Genomic DNA, 19,253 nt, shown 5'->3' with positions numbered 1-19,253 from the left:
CGCTTTGCTTATCTTCACCGGATGAACTCTCGCCTTCCTTTGGCGGCCCTGGCCGCTTTGTTGTCTTGCGCCCGGGCCTCCACTCCCACTGCTGTTACTGTTCCGGCAGCCTCTGCAGCCCCGGCCCTGGGCGTGACGGCCGCCAAGGCCATGGTGGTATCGGCTCACCCGGCGGCCTCGCGCATCGGCCTCGAAATCCTGCAAAGGGGCGGCAATGCCTACGACGCGGCCGTGGCGGTGCAGTTTGCCCTGGCCGTGGCCTTGCCCGTGGCCGGCAACATCGGCGGGGGCGGCTTCCTGTTGTACCGGGGCAGCAACGGGCAGGAGGGCGCCCTGGACTTCCGGGAAACCGCCCCGACCGGAGCTTCGCGCAATATGTACCTCGACGCTCAAGGTAACGTGGTGCCCGATTTGAGCACGGCCGGCCACCTGGCCGTGGGCGTGCCCGGCACCGTAGCCGGCATGGAGGCCCTGCACCAGAAGCTGGGCAAGCTCAGCTGGGCCGACGTGGTACAGCCCGCCGTGGACCTGGCCGCCCACGGCCTGCCTCTTACGGCGAAGGAAGCCACGGGCCTGAACGCCAACCGGGCCGTTTTTCTTAAGTACAACCCTCAGAAAACCCTGGCCTACCTGGCCCCCGACAACGGTACCTGGCAGCCCGGCGACACGATACGCTACCCCGAGCTGGCCGCCACGCTGGCCCGCATCCGGGACCAGGGCCGGGCGGGGTTCTACGAAGGTCGTACCGCCGACTTGCTCACGGCCGAAATGCAGCGCGGCCGGGGCCTTATTACCAAGCAGGACCTGAAAAGCTACCAGCCCCAGTGGCGCACCCCGCTCCACGGCCAGTACCGGGGCTACGAAGTCACCACGTTTCCGCCGCCCAGCTCGGGCGGGGTGGCCCTGCTCCAAATGCTGCAGATGCTGGAGCCCTACAACCTGAGGAAAGCCGGCTGGCACTCGCCCACCGGCGTGCACTTGATTACCGAGGCCGAGCGGCGCGTGTACGCCGACCGCGCCACCTACCTCGGCGACCCGGACTTTGGCCGGGTGCCCGTAACCCAGCTGCTCGACAAAAACTACAACAAGCAGCGCATGGCCACCACTCTGGCCCACCGCGCTACGCCCAGCAAGGCCCTTACGGCCGGGCCGGGTTTGCCCGCCTACGAGAGTGACCAGACGACGCACTACAGCATTGTGGATGCCCAGGGCAACGCAGTGAGCTGCACCACGACCCTCAACGGGGCCTACGGCAGCAAGGTGGTCGTGGCCGGGGCAGGTTTTCTGCTCAACAATGAAATGGACGACTTCAGCTCGAAACCTGGGGTGCCCAACGCCTACGGGCTGGTGGGCGGTACGGCCAACGCCATTACCCCCGGCAAGCGGATGCTGTCTTCGATGACGCCCGCCATCCTGACCCGCAATGGCAAGCTGCAGCTGGTGGTGGGCACGCCCGGGGGCAGCACCATTATTACCAGCGTGCTGCAGGCCATTCTGCACGTCATCGACTACGACATGAGCATGCAGCAGGCCGTGGCTGCACCCCGCCTGCACCACCAGTGGCTACCCGACTACATCGACGTGGAAGCCGAAGCCCTGACGGCCGCCACCGCCGACTCCCTGCAGCGGCGCGGCTACACCCTGCACCCCCGCGGCGCCTGGGGCCGCATTGACGCCATCCGCATCTTACCCGACGGCCGCCTCGAAGGCGGCGCCGACCCCCGCGGCGACGACACTACCCTGGGGTATTAGGTGAACTGGTGAGATGGTGAGTTGTCATTCGATCTGCTTTTTTATACCGTCTGTCATCCTGAGCAGAGCGAAGGACCTTCCTCGCCTACCCCACTACGGCTAGTACCAACGCACAAAAGCCCTTTACCGCCGACGCGGTAAAGGGCTTTTCACATGTATTGAGCCTTGTTACGCAGGGGAGGAAGGTCCTTCGCAGGCTCAGGATGACAGTCGAAGACAGCCGAACGTCAAACTCACTCATTCACTCATTTACCATTTCACCGCTTAGTCCTGCTTAAGCTGACGGGCGGCGTTAGAGAGGTCCTGGCCCAGCAGGTTGAGGCGGGTGGCCACGACTTCGGTCTGGCCGTCGGCGGCGGCCGTGACGTACTCGCCCAGGGTAAAGAGGGAGTTGCCGATGCTGCCGGCGTCGTTGTTGCTGATGTGGCCCTGCAGGCTGCGCAGCTCGTCGGCAATGGCCGTGAAGACCTGCTCACTGCTGCCGCTCAGGGTCTGAATCCAGTCCTGGATATTGCTCAGCCCGTCGGTGGCCGATTCCTGAATGTTGCCGCGCAGGATGTTGAAGGCCGCATTAATGTGGTTTTCGGGATTATAGGTTGGCGTGGCCATAAGGTAGGGTTTGGGTGAAAGAATAGGAAGAAAAGCCGCCGCTAGGCAACCAACGACTTCAGGTTGCCGGCGGCCATAATCAGCAGCTGGCCCAGGTGGCGCAGCTGGTCGCCGATGCCGTTGTGCAGGTGGGGTCCGGCCCAGTCGTGGGTGTTGCTGGCGGCGCGGGAGGCCTGCTCGCCCAGGCGCTGCATGAGGGTGGCGGCCCCGGCCCGGTCGCCGTTTTGCAGGTAGTCTTTCAGCCGGCCCAGCTCGTTGGCGGCGGCTTGCAGCACGGCGCTGTTGGAGTTTTGGAGCTGCGGGCCCCAGCTGTCCAGAATCGGAATCAGGCCGCTGGGGTCGTGGGCGAAGGTGTGGTTGTTGAACAGGTCGCTCAACGAGAGGTTGGTGGAATAAAGGTGGTCGTTGAGGTTGTCGGAGGAAAGGGCCATGGTCGTAGGAATTGGGGTTGAGCTTTTCTGTACGGACCCGGCGGGCGGGTCGTTGCTCCCAGGCCTTGGGCCGGCTTTATTCGGGGTCGTATCTTGCCGGCCTCATTTGCTTTGCTGCCATGCACTCGTCTTTCCGCCGCGCCGGGGCCTTGCTGGGCCTGTTTCTTGCTTCCATTCCCGCGCTGGCACAGCATGAAGGCAGCGGCCGGCCCGGCCAAGACCCGTTTGCCCGCCCGCAAACTGCAGCCCCCACGCGCAGCATCGGCAACTACCGGAGCCACTCGTACCAAAACGGAATACTCACTATTCAAAGCACCGACGGCGGCACGCTGCGCATCCGGCCCTGGGCCGAAAGCATCGTGCGGGTGGAGTACTTTCCCAAGGGCCAGCCGGTGCAGGAAATTCCCTCGGTGAGCGTGGCGCAAACGCCGCAGTCGTTAGCGCGTTCCTGCAAAGGAGAAGGCTGGGACGGAGGACCTGTAAAAGGACAGCCTTACGTGGGAGCCAGAATTAACGACTCGCCGACAGCCATTCAGTGGCATCTCGATTGTCCAGGCGAAATTATCATCCAGAAAAATCCACTCCGCATCAGCTACCAGCGTGATGCTGAAACCCTGGTAGCGGAAGCGGCCGGCTCGTTTCAGCAGCTGGGGGCAGCCGGCAGTTCAGCGGCTGGCGTGGGCGTGTCGTTCCGGCTCACGCCCGACGAGCACCTCTACGGCACCGGCTCCCGGGCCCTGCCCCTGGACCGGCGCGGCCACCGCCTCAGTCTCTACAACGAGGCCCACTACGGTTACCAGAACGGAGAGTCGACGCTGAACGTGACCCTGCCCACGGTAATGAGCAGCCGGGGCTACATGGTGTTTTTCGACAACCACGCCCCAGGAGTGCTTGACTTGGGCGCCACCGAGAAAAATACGCTGGAATACCGCGCCGAAGGCCTGGGCAGCCTGGCGTACTTCATCATTGCCGGCGACTCCTACGCCGCCATCCTGGACCGCTACACCTGGCTGACTGGCCGGCAGCCGCTGCCGCCGCGTTGGGGCCTGGGCCTGATTCAAAGCCGTTTTGGCTACAAAACCGAGCAGGAAATGCTGCACGTGGCCCGCCGGATGCGGCAGGCCGGCTTCCCGCTCGAGGCCCTGGTGCTGGACCTCTACTGGTTTGGGGGCACCACCCGGCAGGGCGACTTCCGCTGGCAGCCCCAGCAGTTTCCCGACCCCAAACGGATGATAAGCCGCCTCGACTCCAACGGGGTTAAGACCATCCTGATTTCGGAGCCCTACGTGATGCGCACCTCCCTGAACGATTCCCTGGTGCGCCGCCGGGAATTGGTAGGGCGCGACGCGGCGGGGAAATCGTACACGGTTGGGTCATTTTGGGCGGGGCCAGCCACGTTGCTGGACATGGACCGGCCCGCCACCCGGCGCTGGCTCTGGCAGCAGTACGACCGGCTCAAGCAGGACGGCGTGGGCGGCTGGTGGAGCGACCTGGGCGAACCGGAAAATCAGCCCGCCGACATGCTCTACGACCAGGGCCCCACCCGCCAGATTCACAACGCCTACGGGCAGGCCTGGGCCAGCATTCTGCAGGAAGGCTACGCCGAAAAATACCCCCAGGAGCGCCTCTTCAACCTGGCCCGCTCGGGCTGGGCGGGCATGCAGCGGAATTCGGTCTTCCCGTGGTCGGGCGACGTTAGCCGGTCGTGGAGCGGCTTGCAGGCCCAGGTGCCCATCATGCTCAGCATGGGTATGGGCGGCGTGGGCTACATGCACTCCGACGCGGGCGGCTTTGCCGGTTCCAACGTCGACCCTGAACTATACACCCGCTGGCTGCAAATGGCCAGCTTCGGCCCCATCATGCGGCCCCACGGCGTGGTGATGCCCGAACCGTTCTGGTACCCCGAACCCTACCAAAGCATCGTGCGGCGCTACACCCACCTGCGCTACGAGCTGCTGCCCTACCTCTACACCCTGGCCTGGGAAAACGCGGAAACCGGCACGCCCCTGGCCCGGCCCATGAACTACGGCCCCACCAGCCGGGTTACGCTGCCGGTGCCCGTCCAGGTGCGCTCCAGCACGCCCCAGCCCCTGACGGAGGAAGAACGGGCAGCGGGTTTTACGGAGGAAGGCGGCGACTGGAGCTGGAACTCAAAAGCCTCCAGCAGCTGGGGCCTGGCCCGCCTCACGGCCCGGCAGCGCCAGCAGTTCAGGGCTAATAACACCGCGGCCCTGGCCAACGTCAACGACCAGTTTCTGCTGGGCTCGGCGCTGCTGGTAGCGCCGGTGCTGCAACCCGGGCAGCGACGGCGCAACGTGGTGCTACCCCCCGGCCACTGGATTGATTTCTACTCCCACCACACCTATGGCGGCAGTCAGACGGTGGGCATGGCGGCCCCGCTTGCTCAGGTGCCGCTGCTGGTCCGGGCCGGCGCCTTTCTACCCCGGGCCCCCTACGTAGCCAGCACCGCTCACTACCGCCCCGATACCCTGCACGTGCGCTACTACGCCGACTCTACCGTCCCCGAGTCGAGCTTCACGCTCTACGATGACGACGGCAAATCGGCCCCGGCCCGGCAATTGGGCACGTATGAGTCCATTGCGTTTGCGGGCCTGGTGGGCCGGGGGCAAACGGTAGTGCAGATTCGGCGCAGTGGTTCGGGCTACCCCGGCCGGCCGGCGCAGCACGTCATCAACCTGGAAATTCCGCGGGTTACGGCGCCGCCCGCGGCCGTGCTCCTCAACAGCCAGCCCCTGCCCGATTCCAGCTGGCAGTACCACGCCGGGACCCAGCTGCTGCTGCTGCCTATTCGGCTGACGGACCAGCCCGTACGGGTCACTATTCGGGGTCTGGCCTTGAATGAGCAGCTGACGGCCCCGACCCCGGAGCTCCTGACCCTGGAAGCGCCCAGCAACCGCACCTTCGGCGGCCACACCGAGCTGCGCTACACCCTGCACGCGCCCGGGAGCTACGCGCTGCGTATCCGCAACGCCGCCGGCCAGGTGGTCCGCACCTTTGTGCCCGGGGAGCAAGCTGCCGGCCCCCATTCGCTGACCTGGGACGGCACCAACGACCAGGGTCAGCCCCTGCCCGGCGGCGTCTACTCGGCCCACCTGCAAGACCAACACCAACGCCTGATCTTGCTGCGAGACTAGGTTGGTTGTTGGTTGTTAGTTGTTAGTTGTTGGTTCTTTACTCAAAGGCCAACAGAACGACCTAACAACAATCAACTAACAACAATCAACTAAAACCTCCGCAGGCGTTTTTTGCTGAGTTCGTAGCTCAGAATGGCCGGGATGTAGAAGGTAACGTCGGCCAGGACTTTGGCCAGCAGAATGCCGCCGGCCAGGCTGCCTACGGCGCGGGGCAGGTAGTACATCAGGGCCGGGCGCACCAGAAAACTGTCGAACACCTCGGCCAGGCCGAATTCTACGATTAGGGCCCGCAGGTTGCGCAATAGAGTTCGAAAAGTGTAGGGCTGGCCCACGGCCCGGAGCTGCCGGCGCGTCTGGCTCACGTCCAGCCCGAGCAGATAGCCAAAGTAGGCCACGTTGCCGGCCCAGGTGCCCGCCAGGGCCGTACTAACCGAGTTGCGGGTCAGGGTAAAGGCCAGAAAGGCGCCGCCCAGCGTGGCCAGCACCGACAGCACTTCGGCCGGACCGTAGCGCCGCAGCCATTCCCGGACGTTCCACTTCATCGGTCCGCAGTTGGTTTATGGCCCTTCCTACGTGGCACCGTTGCGGCCGGACGAGGCTTCATACTTCGCCTTAGTTGGGCAACAGGGCCAGCTCCTGCAGAATCTGCTCGGCAATAATCTGGCGGCCGGTGATGAATTTCTCGTCGGCGGGCTTGCCATCCTTGGGTTCGGCGTTCAGGGCAAACAGGTACACATTGCCACCCTGCTCGAGCCAGCCCACAAACCAGCCGTTGGTGAGCTTGGCGCGCTGGGTCCAGCCGCTGGCCCCGTAGAGCTTGTACTGGGGCGTCGACTTGAGCAAGAACAGCCGTTTGGTCAGGGCCTGGTTGCGGGGTGCGGGGGGCAGTTTTTCGGCGTAGAGGTGCCGCAGGAAAGTCACCATCTGAAACTGGGAAATGCGCGAAATTCCGCCCATCCAAAAGGTTTGAAGCACCTCGGGCGTCACCACCATCTGCCCAAACTTGAGCCGCAGCAACGCTTGCTGGTAGCGGGGCACGCCTACTTCCTGGGCTATCTGCTGCATGCAGGGCTGGCAATTCTGGCGCAGGGCCGCGCCCAGACGCACCGCCGGAGCCAGCTTCCCGTCGTCACGCTTCTGGTCCTGGGCCGGAAACACGAAGCTGGTATCGGGCAGCACCCCGGTTTCGAGGCCAATCAGCACGTTGGGAATGTTGAAGGTGGCACCCGGCAGGTAGCCCTGGTTGCAGCGGGCCACGTCGTAGGCCGTGTAGCGGTTGGCTTTCTGGTCGTACAACAAAAACGAGCCCCGCAGGCCGTAGCTGTCGAAGTACTTTTTGAAGTCGCGCTCGGTCAGCGCCTGCCCGCGGGCACTAAGGCCGCTGAGCAGCAAAAGAAATAAGGCCAGAAAACGCATCGGGCAACAAGCTGGAAAGGGTGGAGCCACGCAGGCAGAAGGAGCGCCCCGGCAAGCTTTGTGCCCAAATACGGCAATTACCGGCCCCGGCCCAAATGTTGTTGAGCTCCGTCCTCCGTTTCGACCAGCCGCCGCGGCCTAAGGTCGTCGGCCCAGCTCCTGTTTTTCCCAGGGGTAAATTTCCATTGTCAGGCTGCCAGCCTGCACGGCGGGGTCGGCCTGGGTCAGGCGCCGGGCTTCCTCCATACTACTGGCACTCAGAATGTACATGCCCCCCAGGGCACTGTCGGGGCCGGGACAGCGCCCGGCCAAGGTGAGCCGGCCTTCCCGGGTGAGCTGCTGCAAATGGGCCGCGTGCCCGGCCCGGATGGTGGACAGCCTTTCGACATCGGCCTGCCGCTGGGCTACATTTTTGAGCAGCACCAAATAATACGTCTTGGCCGGAGTAGCCGCGGGGCTGCTGGCTTTGCGGGACTGGGCCGCCCCGGGCCGCGCGCCCAGACTCACCATCAGGGCCAGGAGGAAGAAAGTCTGCTTGTTCATGGGAAAGACGTTCGGTGAAGCGTAGCCACGAGGAAATTGTACGGCGAATACCAGGCCGGAGGAGGGAGTAAAACCCGATTTCTGCCCTGCCAACGGTGTTATAAGCTGGCTTCGAATCAGTTATAACCCGGCAATTGGAACTCGGCAAAACAATTTACCCCGCTACCAGTACTACTACGCTGCTGCCCCTGGCAGCGGATTGCTCTTCACCTCTGCTCTTTCCCTCTACCATGTCTTCTACCCGCACCTTGGGTCGTTCCGACCTTTCTATTACGCCGCTCGTGCTGGGCGGCAACGTTTTCGGCTGGACGGCCGACCAAGCTACTTCCTTCCGCATCCTGGACGCCTTCGTGGCCGGGGGCGGCAACGCCATTGATACCGCCGACGGTTACTCGGTGTGGGTGCCCGGCCACGTGGGCGGCGAGTCGGAAACCATTATCGGGCAGTGGCTCAAGCAACGCGGCCGCCGCGACGACGTCATCATTGCCACCAAAGTAGGCTGGGAAGTAAACGCCGAGAACAAGGGCCTGGCCAAGGACTACATCCTGCGGGCCGTGGAAGGCTCCCTCCAGCGCCTGCAAACCGATTATATCGACCTGTACCAGTCGCACAAGGACGACCCGACGGTGCCCGTGGAAGAAACCCTGGCAGCCTACGCCCAGCTCGTGCAGCAGGGCAAGGTGCGCGTTATCGGGGCCAGCAACTTCACGGCCGAGCGGCTGCGCGAGTCCCTGGCCGCCAGTGAGCGGCACGGCTTTCCGCGCTACGAAACCCTGCAGCCGCTCTACAACCTCTACGACCGGGCCGACTTCGAGCAGAACCTGCGGCCCCTGTTGCAGGAGCAAAATATTGGTGTAATTCCCTACTACGGCCTGGCCGCGGGCTTCCTCACCGGCAAGTACCGCTCTGAGGCCGACCTGCAGAAAAGCGCCCGGGGCGGTGGCGTGGGCCAGAAATACCTTAACGACAAAGGCCTACGCATCCTTTCAGCCCTTGACGCGGTGGCCGCCCGCCAGCAGGCCACGCCCGCCCAGGTGGCCCTGGCCTGGATAATTGCTCAGCCCGGTCTGACGGCTCCCATTGCCTCGGCTACCAGCCCCGAGCAAGTTACCGAGCTGCTGAAGGCCACCGAGCTTCAGCTCAGCCCCGACGACCTGACCCAGCTGGGCGAGGCTAGCTCGTAAGCTGGTATTCAGCCGGATAGTAGCGCGAACTTTGTGGTTAGCGTACCTGAATGACCATCGTGCTGGCCCGCGGACTACAACCAAAGGTTGGCCTACCCAAAGTTCGCGCTACTGCCCAGAGCTCCTTATGCAAAAGTCCCGGCCCTAATCTGGCCGGGACTTTTTTGTGGGCGGCAACCTTTAAAATAGCTCGGCAGGCAGCCACGAGCGGGTTCTGTGCGTAGGAAAAAGCCCGTTTCCTTCAGCCCCAACCTCTGCCTGTCATGCCCCGCATTGAATCGTCCGCCCTGGCCTTTTTGGCGCTGCGCTGCCCGCGCTGCCACGAAGGGTCCTTGTTTACTAGCCGGGCCCTGAGCACCAAGTTTGCCCGGATGCCCGAGCACTGCCCCGTGTGCGGACAAGCCTACGAGCCCGAGCCGGGCTTTTATTGGGGCGCCATGTTCGTGAGCTACGGCTTTTCGGTGGCTATTTTTGCCATCAGCGGGGTGCTGTGCTATTACGTGCTCGGCGACCCGGCCGTGTGGGTCTACGTGCTGACGGTGGCCGTGGCCAGCCTCTTGCTCATGCCGCTGGTGTTCCGGTATTCGCGGGCCATTATGCTCTACCTGTTTGGCGGCGTGCGGTATAACCCGAACGCCACCTCCCGCACCCCGCTCAACCAACCGTCGGCTTCCTGACAGTAGGCAAGCAAGTTGCCCACGACTCCCAAACGGTCTTTTGCTCTGGCAGAAGGCCGTTTTTTTGGGCCTTAGCTAGGGCGTAGCCGTCGAAAAACTTTACTTGCCCGCATGCTCCACCGTCCTTTTGCCGCTTTGCTCGGTGCCGGCCTGCTGCTGGCCGCCTGCTCCTCCCCTTCTGCCGACACCACAGCCACCACGTGCGCCGACATTCCGGCCAAGTTCGCGGTGCGACACCCGGAGTGGGCCCAGAACGCCAGCATCTACGAGGTCAATATCCGGCAGTACACGCCCGAGGGCACCGTTAAGGCCTTCGAAGCCCACTTGCCCCGCCTGCAGAAAATGGGCGTGGGAATTCTGTGGCTGATGCCGATTCAGCCCATCGGTCAACAAAACCGGAAGGGCCAGCTGGGCAGCCCCTACTCCATCCGCGACTACCGGGCCGTGAATCCCGACCTGGGCACCATGCAGGACGTGCAGCACCTGGTAGCCGAGGCCCACAAGCTGGGCATGCACGTCATTCTGGACTGGGTGGCCAACCATACCAGCTGGGACAGTAAGCTGGCCCGGGAGCACCCCGACTGGTTTACCAGGGACGCCCAAGACCGGTTTCGCCCGCCGGTGGCTGACTGGCAGGACGTCATCGACCTCGACTACGGCCAGCCCGGGCTGCAGCGCTACATGCGGGAAAGTATGGCCTACTGGGTGCGGGAAGCCGGTTTCGACGGATTCCGCTGCGACGTGGCCGGCCTGGTGCCCACCCCGTTCTGGGAGCAAACCCGGGCCGAGCTGGCGAAAATCAAGCCCGTATTTCTGCTGGCCGAGTGGGACGAGCTGTTTCCGCCGACCTTTCTGAAGCCCGGCGAGTTTGACCCCAACACCCACCTGCTGGAAAAAGCCTTCGACATTACCTACGGCCTGCGCCTGCACGACGTACTCGACAGCGTGGCCCGCCATCAGCGCCCGGCCTACGACCTGAACGCCTACCTGGCCCGGGAGCGGCGAATGTATCCGCCGAGCGTGTACCTAATGAACTTCACCAGCAGCCACGACATCAACAGCTGGGACGGCAGCGAGTATGAGCGCCTGGGCCCCAACGTGCAGCCCATGGCCGTACTGGCCGCCCTGCTGCCCGGCATGCCGATGGTGTACAGCGGCCAGGAAGCCGGCCTAAAAAAGCGCCTCGCCTTCTTCGATAAAGACCTCATCAACTGGGCCAACTACCCGCTGGAAAACTTCTACACCAAGCTGCTCACCCTCAAAAAGCACCACCCGGCCCTGCTCAATGGCGACGCCTGCAGCCAGTTCCAGCCCCTGCCCACCCCCGATTCTACCGATGTCTACGCCTTCGTGCGCCGCAAGAACGGAGCCGCCGTGCTGGTAGCCGTCAACGTGGCCAGCAAGCCCCGGCAGCTGAGTTTGCCGCAGCCCCTCGAAGGCAATTCCCGGGAGCTGTTCAGCGGCAAAGTGCTGCGCCTGTCCGCCGGCACCAAGCTCCCCCTCCCACCCCACGGCTACGTGGTGTATGAGGTGAATGAGTGATTGATTGATTGAGTGAGTGAGTTCTTTGTTCTGTTTTTGCAAGGCGGCCCGACATTCCGGGCCTCACGCAGCGTCACTTCGTCCGCTCAAATGCGCTTAACCTTTTAAGTAAAAAGCCCTTTCTCGTTGCGACGGGAAAGGGCTTTCTGCTAAAAGGGAATTAGCCACTAGCAGAGGACGGATTGCTTCAGCCTTTGGCTTCGCAATGACATGAAAGCACCGTTCGCGCCAGCCGAACAAAGAACTCACTCATTCACTTCTTCCACTGCCCGAATTTGCCGCGGCGGTAGTCGTCGTAGGCCTGGTGGATTTCTTCTTCGGTGTTCATCACGAAGGGGCCCTGGGCTACCACGGGCTCGTTGAAGGGCTGGGCGTGACCGAAGAGCAGCACGCCGCCGGCGGGGCCGGCCTGGAGGTGAAGCGCGTCGCCGTCGTGGTTGAACTCCACCAGGTGCAGGGCCTCAATGGGCTGGCCGCCGGCGGTTATCTGGCCCCGGATGACGTAGAAGAGGATGTTGTGGACGGCCGGCACGGGGATGGTGAGCTGGCCCCCGGGCTGGAAGAAAATCGTGTTCAGCGTCACGTCCGACAGGGTTTCGAAGGCGGCCTGCTGGTCTTCCCAGGCGCCGGAAATCAGGTTGACCGTGACTTTTCCTTCGTCCAGGGTGAGGCTGGGAATGTCCTCTTTCTGCAGGCCGATGTAGCGCGGCTCGGTCATTTTGAGGCGGGCGGGCAGGTTGACCCACAGCTGCAGAATTTCCAGCGGGCCGCCGGTTTGCTTGAACTCCTGGGACGACACCTCGGCGTGAATCAGGCCGCGGCCGGCCGTCATCCACTGCACCCCGCCGGCGGTAATCACGCTTTCGTGGCCGCCGCTGTCCTGGTGCATAATGTCGCCGTCGAGGATGAAGGTGACGGTTTCCATGCCCCGGTGCGGGTGGGGGCCGAAGGGCAGGCCGTTGTTGCGGGGCTTGTACACCTGCGGGCCGTGGTGATTCAGAAACAGGAACGGGTCGACCTGATCGAGGGTGCGCGAGGGCAGCGGCGAGTAGGTAATCAGGTCGGCAATGGGCGAATACCCGGCCCGGTGAATTTTGTGGATGGAGCGCATGAAAAGCGGAAGTCAGAAGTTGCGGCTACTAAACCGGCGGCCGGCCGTTTTGTCGCCGGCCGCTCGGCTTTACCCGATAATTTCTGCTCTTACGCACCGTTTTGCCCGGAAGATGCTGCCTACTGCTTTGCCAGCCCGGTGGCCGCCACCATATCGAAGGCGAGCTGGAAGTCGTTGCGGATGGCATGGTCGCCCAGGTTCTGGAAAAAGGAGCTGGAGTTGAACTGCACCCCGAACTGGGTCCGGTCCACCGAGGCCGTGCCCTGCACCCGCAGCGTGCCGCCCGCCCGCGTGATACGTACTGGGAAGCGCAGGGGCCGGGTGATGCCCTTCACCGTGAGCTGACCCACGGCCTCAGTGCCCACTACTTCGCGCAGCTCGAATACGGCCGTTGGAAACTGCTCCACGGCAAAGAAATCAGTGCCGCGCAGGTGGTTTTGCAAGTCCGGGTTGGGGTGGGCAATGGTGCGCATATCTATTTCAAAACGGCCGTTGCGGAGGGTGTTGCCGCCGTATTCCAGTTGGCCCTGGCGCAGCTGCACCGTGCCCGAGGGCGCCCAGCTGCCCACTTCGGCGTAGCCGGTCCAGGTCAGCTTGCTGGCGGCGGTATCCACGCGGTACACTACGGGCGCCGGCCGGAAAGCCAGGCAAGAGAACAGGAGCAGGAAAAAGAACAGCGTTTTCATAATGAGGAATGCGGAATGAGGAAATGGCGGAGTGAGATGTTACAGAAAGGGCCGTCAGAGCGGCCCTGCTTGCCTTACTTGCCTAGCACGTCGGCTTCGGTTTCAATCAGGCCCAGGCCTTTGTAGAGCTTGCCGCTGGCGTCTTTGGCCAGGATGTACCAGAGCGCGTCGCCGCCGTAGAGGCTGCGGGCACTGCTGGCGTAGCGGTAGTTTTTGGCGAAGGTGTAGGTAGCGCCCGGCTTGAGGCGGCCCCGGGGGCAGTTGAAGAGCTCGGCAAACTCGGCGGGCGTTTCGGTCAGGTTGGCCTGCCAGCCGGCCTCGCTGTACCAGATAAAGCTGCCGCAGGCCACGATTTCGAGCTCCTGCCCGGTGTCGTTGCGCACCATCGTGCTGTGCTTCCACAGAAAATGCCCGGGCTGGGCGGGGTCGGGCTCGGGGTAGTTGGGATTGGGCGTGTGCCAAAGCTGCAGGCCCACCGGCACCCGGCGCAGCGGGTCGGGCAGGGCCCGGCGGTGGTCGGTCCAGACGGTAGCAGCCGGGGCGGCCGACTGGGCAATGGCGGGAATGGTGGCGCCGAGCAGCAGCGCCGGGAGGAGCATGTTCATGACCGTATTCGTGGGGGTTGAAGTACGGTCCAAAGGTGGGCGGCCCGGCGGCCTGAAGCGCCCCAGATTAGCCGGTGGGACGTCCCAAATCCGGATCTGGCACCAGGTTACTCCCGTCGGCCGGCGGCGTACTCGCTCGGTGCAACCCCGGCAAACTGCTTGAAAATGCGGTTAAACGTCGTTTTGGAGTTGAACCCGGACTCGAAGGCAATGCCCAACAGCGTGAGGCGGGCCGCATCGTCGGTGGTAGCCAGGCGGCGTTGCACTTCGGCCACCCGCAGCCCGTTCACGAGGTCGTTGAAGGACTGGCCGAAGCCCTGGTTGACGGTAAACGAAATCAGCCGGGGCGGCAGCCCGGTGTGGGCCGACAGCTCGGCCAGGGTCAGGGTGGGGTTGCGGAACAGCTGCTCGTCTTCCAGGGCCCGCCGGATTCGCTCCTGCACCGCCGCATCTACCACGGCCGGCTCCCGCGCGGCTAGGGTCGTGGGGGCCGCCGGGTCGGCTGCCAGTTCTAGTGCGCCACCCGGGCTGGCCGGCGGAGTAGTTTCGGCCAACGCCTCCTCTTCGGCAGCTTCGGGCACAAACTGCACAGCCTGCATATTGGCCTGCCGCAGCCCGACGGCCCCGATTACGAACACCACGATGCCCAGCAGCTCGGTGGAATAGTCGTAGCGGTAGTACAGGCCGAAAAACTCGCGCAGCACCAGCTCCACCAGCCACTGCAGGCTTACCAGGGCCAGGGCCAGCAGCAGGCCGCGCAGCCACTGCAGCCGCAGCTGGGAGGTTTCGGAAAAATGTTCGGGCAACCAGCGCCGGTACTGTTGCAGCCGCCGCAAGCTCAGCATCAGGTAGATAATCAGCGAAACCCAAGTACCGAGAAACTCCAGCCGGTAGGTGTAGGGCTGGTGCACGTGCTGCCAAAACCAGTTGCGGAAGCTGTAAGGCTGCAGGCTGAGTCCGCAGTACAGGGCGGCCTGCAGCAGCACCGGCAGGAAATGCCCGAGCTGCCGCGGCCGAAACCGAAATTCGTGGTTTATCAGGCTCTGCACGTAGAAATACAGCAGCGGGCCAAAGGCGAAGGAGTAGTAAATCGGCAGAAAATACCACGCCGGCCGCTGGGAGTACACGCCGGCCACCCGGAAAAACCCGTCGAGCAGCCACAGGGCAATGGCCAGCATGAGCAGGGCCAGAAACCGGTTGGGCACTCGGTTGGCCCGCCCAAACCAGAGCAGGCCCGCCGCAAAGCCCGCCTGCGCAATAACGGCAAACAGCAAAGCGGCCAGGGGCGTGAAGGTGAGCGGCATAGGTGGGAAAGATAGTAAACCAAAATGCCCGCGCAACGCTGCCCCACCCAGCCGGGGCCCCTGCTCCCGCCCCACTCGGGTAGCTTCAGCCCCCGCTGCCGCGGCAGTTTGGGCCCGCACAAGCCCGCAGCCGGGGTAAACCAGGCATTTTTTGCCGCTGGGCCTCAGCGCAATAATAGAAATATCCGAATGAATTAATGGTCCCGGCTGAACCTTCGCCGTTGAGCTCCGTTAAAGGCAGCTCGGAGCCGGTCCTCTCTCCTGGGCCGGTTCAATGGTTCAACGAAACTTTTGCTCCCATGAAGAAGCTGTTTGTTTTCGCCGCCTTGCTCGCCACGGGTGCATACTCGGCCCAGGCGCAGTCCTCCACCACGACTACGACCAAGCAAACGACCGTAACGCCGGCTACTCCGGCCGTTCCGGCTACTCCCGCCACGCCGGCCTCTCCCGCCACCACGACCGTCGAATCGACGACCACCACCGTGGAGCCGGCTACGACCGTAACTCAGGCGCCGCCGGTGCAGACCGTACCCAGCGACGTGAAGGTGAAGGACAAGCGCCGCAAGGATAAAATCAAGCCCAAAGACTAGGTTTTCGCCTGTTCCGTAAGCGTACCAACGCCCGGCCGCACTCGTTGCGGCCGGGCGTTGTGCTTTTACCCCGGTTGGTCTTAAGTATTTTCCGGGCGGCGCAGCTGGGTTAGCAGCCAGCGGAGCAACGCCTGGTCGACCTGCTCCCGGCATTCGTCCAGGCCGTGGCGGCAGCCGGGGTAAAGCACCAGTTCCTTGGGCTGCCGGGCCCGGGCATAAATCGTTTCGGAGCAGGCCGCGGGCAGGATTTCGTCGGCGGTGCCGTGCAGCAGCAGCAGCGGCCTCGGGCTCACCTGCGGGGCCAGGTCGGTGCCGTAGGTCTGGCTGCTCATGGCCACCACGGCTGCCACGTCCGGACTCAGGGCCCCGGCCGAAATCACGACGGCCCCGCCGAAGGAATGCCCCACCAGCGCAATGCGGCGGTATTGCCGCTGCTGCACCAGATACTGCACGGCCAGCAGGGTATCGGCCACGCACTCTTCCAGGTAGTTGGGGTGGCGGTAATGAATCCGCAGGGAGGCCATACCGTGGCCGCGGAGCTGCCCCGCCACCCGCGGATACAAACCCCAGGCCGGGCCGTCGAGGCCGCCGCCCGCACCGCCTACCCACACCACGGCGGCGCTGCCTGCGGCAGCCGGGTGCAGCCGGGCCGGCAGCTCGCCCCCGTTGGTGTGCAGGGTGAGTTCCTCTACCTCGTTTACCACGCCGTGCAGGGTCACGGTTTCCAGAATTAGTTCGAATACATTGCTTTTGCGCGTCATAACTCGGGCCCCACGGAAAATTTGCCTTCCCGGAAGTATACTCCGGACCGCCAATTATGATATAGCCGGGCTTCGGTTCCGCCCAACCGTATCGGCGCTTAATTACTACCAAACCAGCCCGGCAGAACCCGACTAGCTCAACGATACGCCCCGACTCTGCGTTAGCAAGCTCAACTATTCCGTTGTGCTATGCTGCTCGCTACTAAGATTGAGCCCTTCGACTGGCAGCGGCTGCTGCTCTCCGACGATGCCCCGCCCCTGTTTCTGCTGGAAGTAGTGCTGCGCTGCGTGCTGACTTACTTAATGGTCATCGGGGCGCTGCGCGTTACGGGCCGGCGCGGGGTGCGGCAGCTGTCCATCTTCGAGCTGAGCATCATCCTGGCCCTGGGCTCAGCCGCCGGCGACGCCATGCTCTACCACGATACCCCCCTGCTCTACGCGGCCATCGTGTTTGCCGTCGTGTCGGGGCTGTATTTGCTCTTCAACTGGCTCACCGAGAAATTCCCGAAGTTCAGCGACTGGCTGGAAGGCAAACCGGTGCTGCTGGTCGAGGACGGGCAGATTTGCCTGGCGCAGTTTCGCCAGCAGAACCTCACCCAGAAGGAGCTGTTTGGGGAGCTGCGGCAGTTGCAGGTCGAGCACCTGGGCCAGGTACGCCGGGCGTATATCGAGGCCACGGGCATTATCAGCACCTATTTCTACGCCGATGAGGACGTGAAGCCCGGGCTGCCCATCTGGCCCGAGCGCCTCACTCAGCTCCGGCAGCAAGCCGCCGCGGCCGGCCCCCACGCCTGCGCCACCTGCGGACAGGTGCGGGAGCTGCCCCGGGCCGGCGTGGCCCGCTGCCCCGTATGCCACGACGACCAGTGGATTCCGGCCTGCGACGCCAAGCGCATATCGTAGCGCCGCGGAGAATATCTGGGCTGATTCCCGTTTCTTCGCCCCAAAAACCGGCCTATGCTCCCGTTGCTCCACGTCCACCACATTGCTCTTATCTGCACCAACTACGCCGCGTCGAAGCATTTCTACACGGCGGTATTGGGCCTGGAAGTCGTCCGGGAAGTGTACCGGGCCGAGCGGCAGTCCTACAAGCTGGACCTGGCCCTGCGCGGCCACTACATCCTCGAGCTGTTTTCCTTTCCCGCGCCCCCACCCCGCCCCACCCGGCCCGAAGCGGCCGGCCTGCGCCACCTGGCCTTCGCCGTAGCCGACCTCGATGCCACCGTGGCCGGGCTTACCCAGCACGGGGTAGCGGCCGAGCCCATCCGCACCGACGAGTTTACCGGCCGGCGCTTCACCTTCATCCAGGACCCCGACGGACTGCCGGTGGAGTTTTATGAGCAGTAACGGGCCTTATTTAATCGAACGTCGAGCCTAGATGGTCAACCTTACTATTCCACTCCGAAGGCGGGCTCAGGGAGTAGATAACGTCGTCGTCGAGTAGGGAATAGGGCTTGTAGACCTTAGCATACACCGCGGAAACATGGGCCGAGGAATCGAAATGGACCCACAGCATGGGGTAGCGCCCCGCCCACGCCACGGGCCGGGTATAGGTTAAGGTCGAATTCCGGTCATGGGCCCGGGCGTCACCCACGTCACAGATATGCACTACCGAATCAGCCGTGGCCCGGCGCATCCAGGCCGCTATATCCAGGGTGTCGGTTACGGCGGCGGCGTACGAGCCTTCTTGGTCATTGCAGCGCACGTTTAGGGTATGCGTTCCGCTTCCTTTCACTGAAAGCATAGTGTAAGGCCGCCCTAGAATTTGGACTACCTGTGCCACGCTCATCCCGGGGCGCACCCGCCGGATGCGGGCTGCTGTGACCTTGCCGGCTACGTCGCGGCGGGAGAAACATTCCAGGCCAAGGCTGGTGCTCACCACAAAACCCAGGAAGCCCAGCACCACGCCGCCTATAATAAAAAGGCCCTTCAGTAAACGTTTCAGCGGCTGTAGCATGGGTGAAGGAGAGTGGCGAAGGTGTAAAACGCCACTCCGCTTGCAAGTATTGACAACAGGCTTCAAGTTCTGACTTTTCTTGGGCTTCCCAATTACAGCTCAGCTAGCCGAAACGCCAACCCCGCGCGGAATACCTGGGAATAGGCCTCCTCCGTGGTGCCCAGCTCACTTTCCCGGTAGTTCGTCACTCCGTAGGAATAGCCCACCGACAAGCCGACTTTCTGGTAGTAGGCCGTCAGGTTGAGGCGGCCGCGCAGGTCGAAGTCGGGCGCGTCGTGGCCGTGGCTGCTGCTGTAGCGGCCCCCGGCCGGGCTCTGGGCTTGGCCTTCCTCCTGGCTGTGCAGCAACAACCCCAGCTCCGGGCCCGCCGTCAGGTCCAGCTGCAGTTCCGACAGCCGAAAGCGCCGGCCGAAAAACGGGTGCACCGTGGCGAAGGAGTTGGTCAGAATAGTTTTGCCATCAACGGGCACCACCATGTTGGTCCGGTCCACGACGCTGACTAACTGCACCCGGCTGCGCAGCTGTTCGTAGCCGGCCTGCACGCCCAGGAGCGTCTGGCTGGCGGCCAGGCGCTGCACCTGCCCGGCCACGCCATAGGAGAAGGTCAGCCGGGAGCCGTACACGTTGCTGGTATACGGCCCGGTGCCGGCCTGGTGAGGCAAAACAATGGAGGAGTTGGCCGCCGCGGCGGAGCCCCGGAAGTTGGCCGCGCCCGAATTCAGGTGGAACGATACTTCGGTTTGCTGCCCGTAGCCGAGGTGGGCGCCCAGGGCACAAAGGAAAAACAGGGTATACTTCTTCATAATCAGGAATGCATAAAGGCTGGTTAGGGTAAGAGCTTCGGCCCGTTGTAAAGGTTGCCAAACCTGACTCAATATTTCCGCGGCGCATTTTTTCCGGTCCCGAATAAGTTTTGTGCCCGATATTACC

At 63.6% G+C, this 19,253-nt stretch carries 20 protein-coding genes; 8 read left to right on the top strand and 12 right to left on the bottom strand.

The features are described from left to right. Positions 1 to 21: 21 nt before the first annotated feature. Positions 22 to 1,752 carry a gamma-glutamyltransferase gene (gene ggt / locus CLV45_RS23750; RefSeq protein WP_100338989.1) on the top strand — a complete coding sequence of 577 codons (1,731 nt, stop codon included), beginning with the start codon at positions 22 to 24 and terminating at the stop codon, positions 1,750 to 1,752. Between the two features lie 264 nt (positions 1,753 to 2,016). Here ggt and CLV45_RS23745 read toward each other — a convergent pair whose 3' ends face one another. Continuing rightward, on the bottom strand, positions 2,017 to 2,361 hold the full coding sequence (locus CLV45_RS23745) for a hypothetical protein (RefSeq protein ID WP_100338988.1): 345 nt from the start codon (positions 2,359 to 2,361) through the stop codon (positions 2,017 to 2,019). A gap of 41 nt (positions 2,362 to 2,402) precedes the next feature. After that, complete coding sequence (locus tag CLV45_RS23740; RefSeq protein WP_100338987.1) at positions 2,403 to 2,792, bottom strand: hypothetical protein; 390 nt, start codon at positions 2,790 to 2,792, stop codon at positions 2,403 to 2,405. Positions 2,793 to 2,911: 119 nt separating this feature from the next. On the opposite strand from CLV45_RS23740, the gene CLV45_RS23735 reads away from it, so the two are divergent. Next, the gene (locus CLV45_RS23735) at positions 2,912 to 5,947 is read left to right on the top strand and encodes a TIM-barrel domain-containing protein (RefSeq protein ID WP_100338986.1); all 3,036 of its coding nucleotides are present in this window, start codon (positions 2,912 to 2,914) and stop codon (positions 5,945 to 5,947) included. 89 nt (positions 5,948 to 6,036) lie between these two features. Here the strand turns inward: CLV45_RS23735 and CLV45_RS23730 are convergent, their stop codons facing one another. The 3 genes from CLV45_RS23730 to CLV45_RS23720 all read right to left on the bottom strand — a co-directional run bounded on the left by CLV45_RS23730 (position 6,037) and on the right by CLV45_RS23720 (position 7,906). Continuing rightward, positions 6,037 to 6,489 carry a hypothetical protein gene (locus CLV45_RS23730; RefSeq protein WP_100338985.1) on the bottom strand — a complete coding sequence of 151 codons (453 nt, stop codon included), beginning with the start codon at positions 6,487 to 6,489 and terminating at the stop codon, positions 6,037 to 6,039. A 70-nt stretch (positions 6,490 to 6,559) separates the two neighbouring features. Continuing rightward, positions 6,560 to 7,363 (bottom strand): penicillin-binding transpeptidase domain-containing protein, encoded by an 804-nt coding sequence (locus CLV45_RS23725; protein ID WP_100338984.1) that lies wholly within the window; start codon positions 7,361 to 7,363, stop codon positions 6,560 to 6,562. Positions 7,364 to 7,501: 138 nt separating this feature from the next. Further along, complete coding sequence (locus CLV45_RS23720; protein WP_100338983.1) at positions 7,502 to 7,906, bottom strand: YciI family protein; 405 nt, start codon at positions 7,904 to 7,906, stop codon at positions 7,502 to 7,504. A 230-nt stretch (positions 7,907 to 8,136) separates the two neighbouring features. Between CLV45_RS23720 and CLV45_RS23715 the strand changes: the two genes are divergently transcribed. The 3 genes from CLV45_RS23715 to CLV45_RS23705 all read left to right on the top strand — a co-directional run bounded on the left by CLV45_RS23715 (position 8,137) and on the right by CLV45_RS23705 (position 11,309). After that, positions 8,137 to 9,090, top strand: a complete 954-nt coding sequence (locus CLV45_RS23715; RefSeq protein ID WP_100338982.1) for an aldo/keto reductase — start codon at positions 8,137 to 8,139, stop codon at positions 9,088 to 9,090. Between the two features lie 263 nt (positions 9,091 to 9,353). Beyond that, positions 9,354 to 9,767 (top strand): DUF983 domain-containing protein, encoded by a 414-nt coding sequence (locus CLV45_RS23710; protein ID WP_245882979.1) that lies wholly within the window; start codon positions 9,354 to 9,356, stop codon positions 9,765 to 9,767. A 111-nt stretch (positions 9,768 to 9,878) separates the two neighbouring features. Further along, a complete protein-coding gene (locus CLV45_RS23705; protein WP_100338981.1) occupies positions 9,879 to 11,309 on the top strand; it encodes an alpha-amylase family glycosyl hydrolase in 1,431 nt (476 codons plus the stop codon). 253 nt (positions 11,310 to 11,562) lie between these two features. On the opposite strand, the gene CLV45_RS23700 is transcribed toward CLV45_RS23705, so the two are convergent. The 4 genes from CLV45_RS23700 to CLV45_RS23685 all read right to left on the bottom strand — a co-directional run bounded on the left by CLV45_RS23700 (position 11,563) and on the right by CLV45_RS23685 (position 15,015). After that, the gene (locus CLV45_RS23700) at positions 11,563 to 12,420 is read right to left on the bottom strand and encodes a pirin family protein (RefSeq protein ID WP_100338980.1); all 858 of its coding nucleotides are present in this window, start codon (positions 12,418 to 12,420) and stop codon (positions 11,563 to 11,565) included. A 119-nt stretch (positions 12,421 to 12,539) separates the two neighbouring features. Then, positions 12,540 to 13,106: a YceI family protein gene (locus CLV45_RS23695; RefSeq protein ID WP_100338979.1), complete on the bottom strand. Its 567-nt coding sequence runs from the start codon at positions 13,104 to 13,106 to the stop codon at positions 12,540 to 12,542. A gap of 74 nt (positions 13,107 to 13,180) precedes the next feature. Further along, positions 13,181 to 13,711 (bottom strand): hypothetical protein, encoded by a 531-nt coding sequence (locus CLV45_RS23690; RefSeq protein WP_100338978.1) that lies wholly within the window; start codon positions 13,709 to 13,711, stop codon positions 13,181 to 13,183. A gap of 107 nt (positions 13,712 to 13,818) precedes the next feature. Beyond that, positions 13,819 to 15,015, bottom strand: a complete 1,197-nt coding sequence (locus tag CLV45_RS23685; protein WP_100338977.1) for a helix-turn-helix domain-containing protein — start codon at positions 15,013 to 15,015, stop codon at positions 13,819 to 13,821. 299 nt (positions 15,016 to 15,314) lie between these two features. On the opposite strand from CLV45_RS23685, the gene CLV45_RS23680 reads away from it, so the two are divergent. Then, positions 15,315 to 15,605 (top strand): hypothetical protein, encoded by a 291-nt coding sequence (locus CLV45_RS23680; RefSeq protein WP_100338976.1) that lies wholly within the window; start codon positions 15,315 to 15,317, stop codon positions 15,603 to 15,605. 80 nt (positions 15,606 to 15,685) lie between these two features. Here CLV45_RS23680 and CLV45_RS23675 read toward each other — a convergent pair whose 3' ends face one another. Continuing rightward, a complete protein-coding gene (locus CLV45_RS23675; protein ID WP_100338975.1) occupies positions 15,686 to 16,366 on the bottom strand; it encodes an alpha/beta hydrolase in 681 nt (226 codons plus the stop codon). A gap of 189 nt (positions 16,367 to 16,555) precedes the next feature. On the opposite strand from CLV45_RS23675, the gene CLV45_RS23670 reads away from it, so the two are divergent. Together CLV45_RS23670 and gloA2 are read left to right on the top strand one after the other, a co-directional pair. Continuing rightward, positions 16,556 to 17,269, top strand: coding sequence for a DUF421 domain-containing protein (locus CLV45_RS23670; RefSeq protein ID WP_100338974.1), 714 nt, complete (start codon positions 16,556 to 16,558; stop codon positions 17,267 to 17,269). Positions 17,270 to 17,323: 54 nt separating this feature from the next. Then, positions 17,324 to 17,713 (top strand): SMU1112c/YaeR family gloxylase I-like metalloprotein, encoded by a 390-nt coding sequence (gene gloA2 / locus CLV45_RS23665; protein WP_100338973.1) that lies wholly within the window; start codon positions 17,324 to 17,326, stop codon positions 17,711 to 17,713. A gap of 10 nt (positions 17,714 to 17,723) precedes the next feature. Here the strand turns inward: gloA2 and CLV45_RS23660 are convergent, their stop codons facing one another. Both CLV45_RS23660 and CLV45_RS23655 read right to left on the bottom strand, forming a co-directional pair. Continuing rightward, positions 17,724 to 18,323, bottom strand: coding sequence for a hypothetical protein (locus tag CLV45_RS23660; RefSeq protein ID WP_100338972.1), 600 nt, complete (start codon positions 18,321 to 18,323; stop codon positions 17,724 to 17,726). A gap of 92 nt (positions 18,324 to 18,415) precedes the next feature. Continuing rightward, positions 18,416 to 19,126 carry a hypothetical protein gene (locus CLV45_RS23655; RefSeq protein ID WP_100338971.1) on the bottom strand — a complete coding sequence of 237 codons (711 nt, stop codon included), beginning with the start codon at positions 19,124 to 19,126 and terminating at the stop codon, positions 18,416 to 18,418. Positions 19,127 to 19,253: the final 127 nt, after the last annotated feature.

The organism is Hymenobacter chitinivorans DSM 11115 (assembly GCF_002797555.1).
Classification (GTDB): Bacteria; Bacteroidota; Bacteroidia; order Cytophagales; family Hymenobacteraceae; genus Hymenobacter; species Hymenobacter chitinivorans.
The sequence above is the reverse complement of the archived record's forward strand: the minus strand, read 5'-3'. Positions and strand labels throughout refer to the sequence as shown.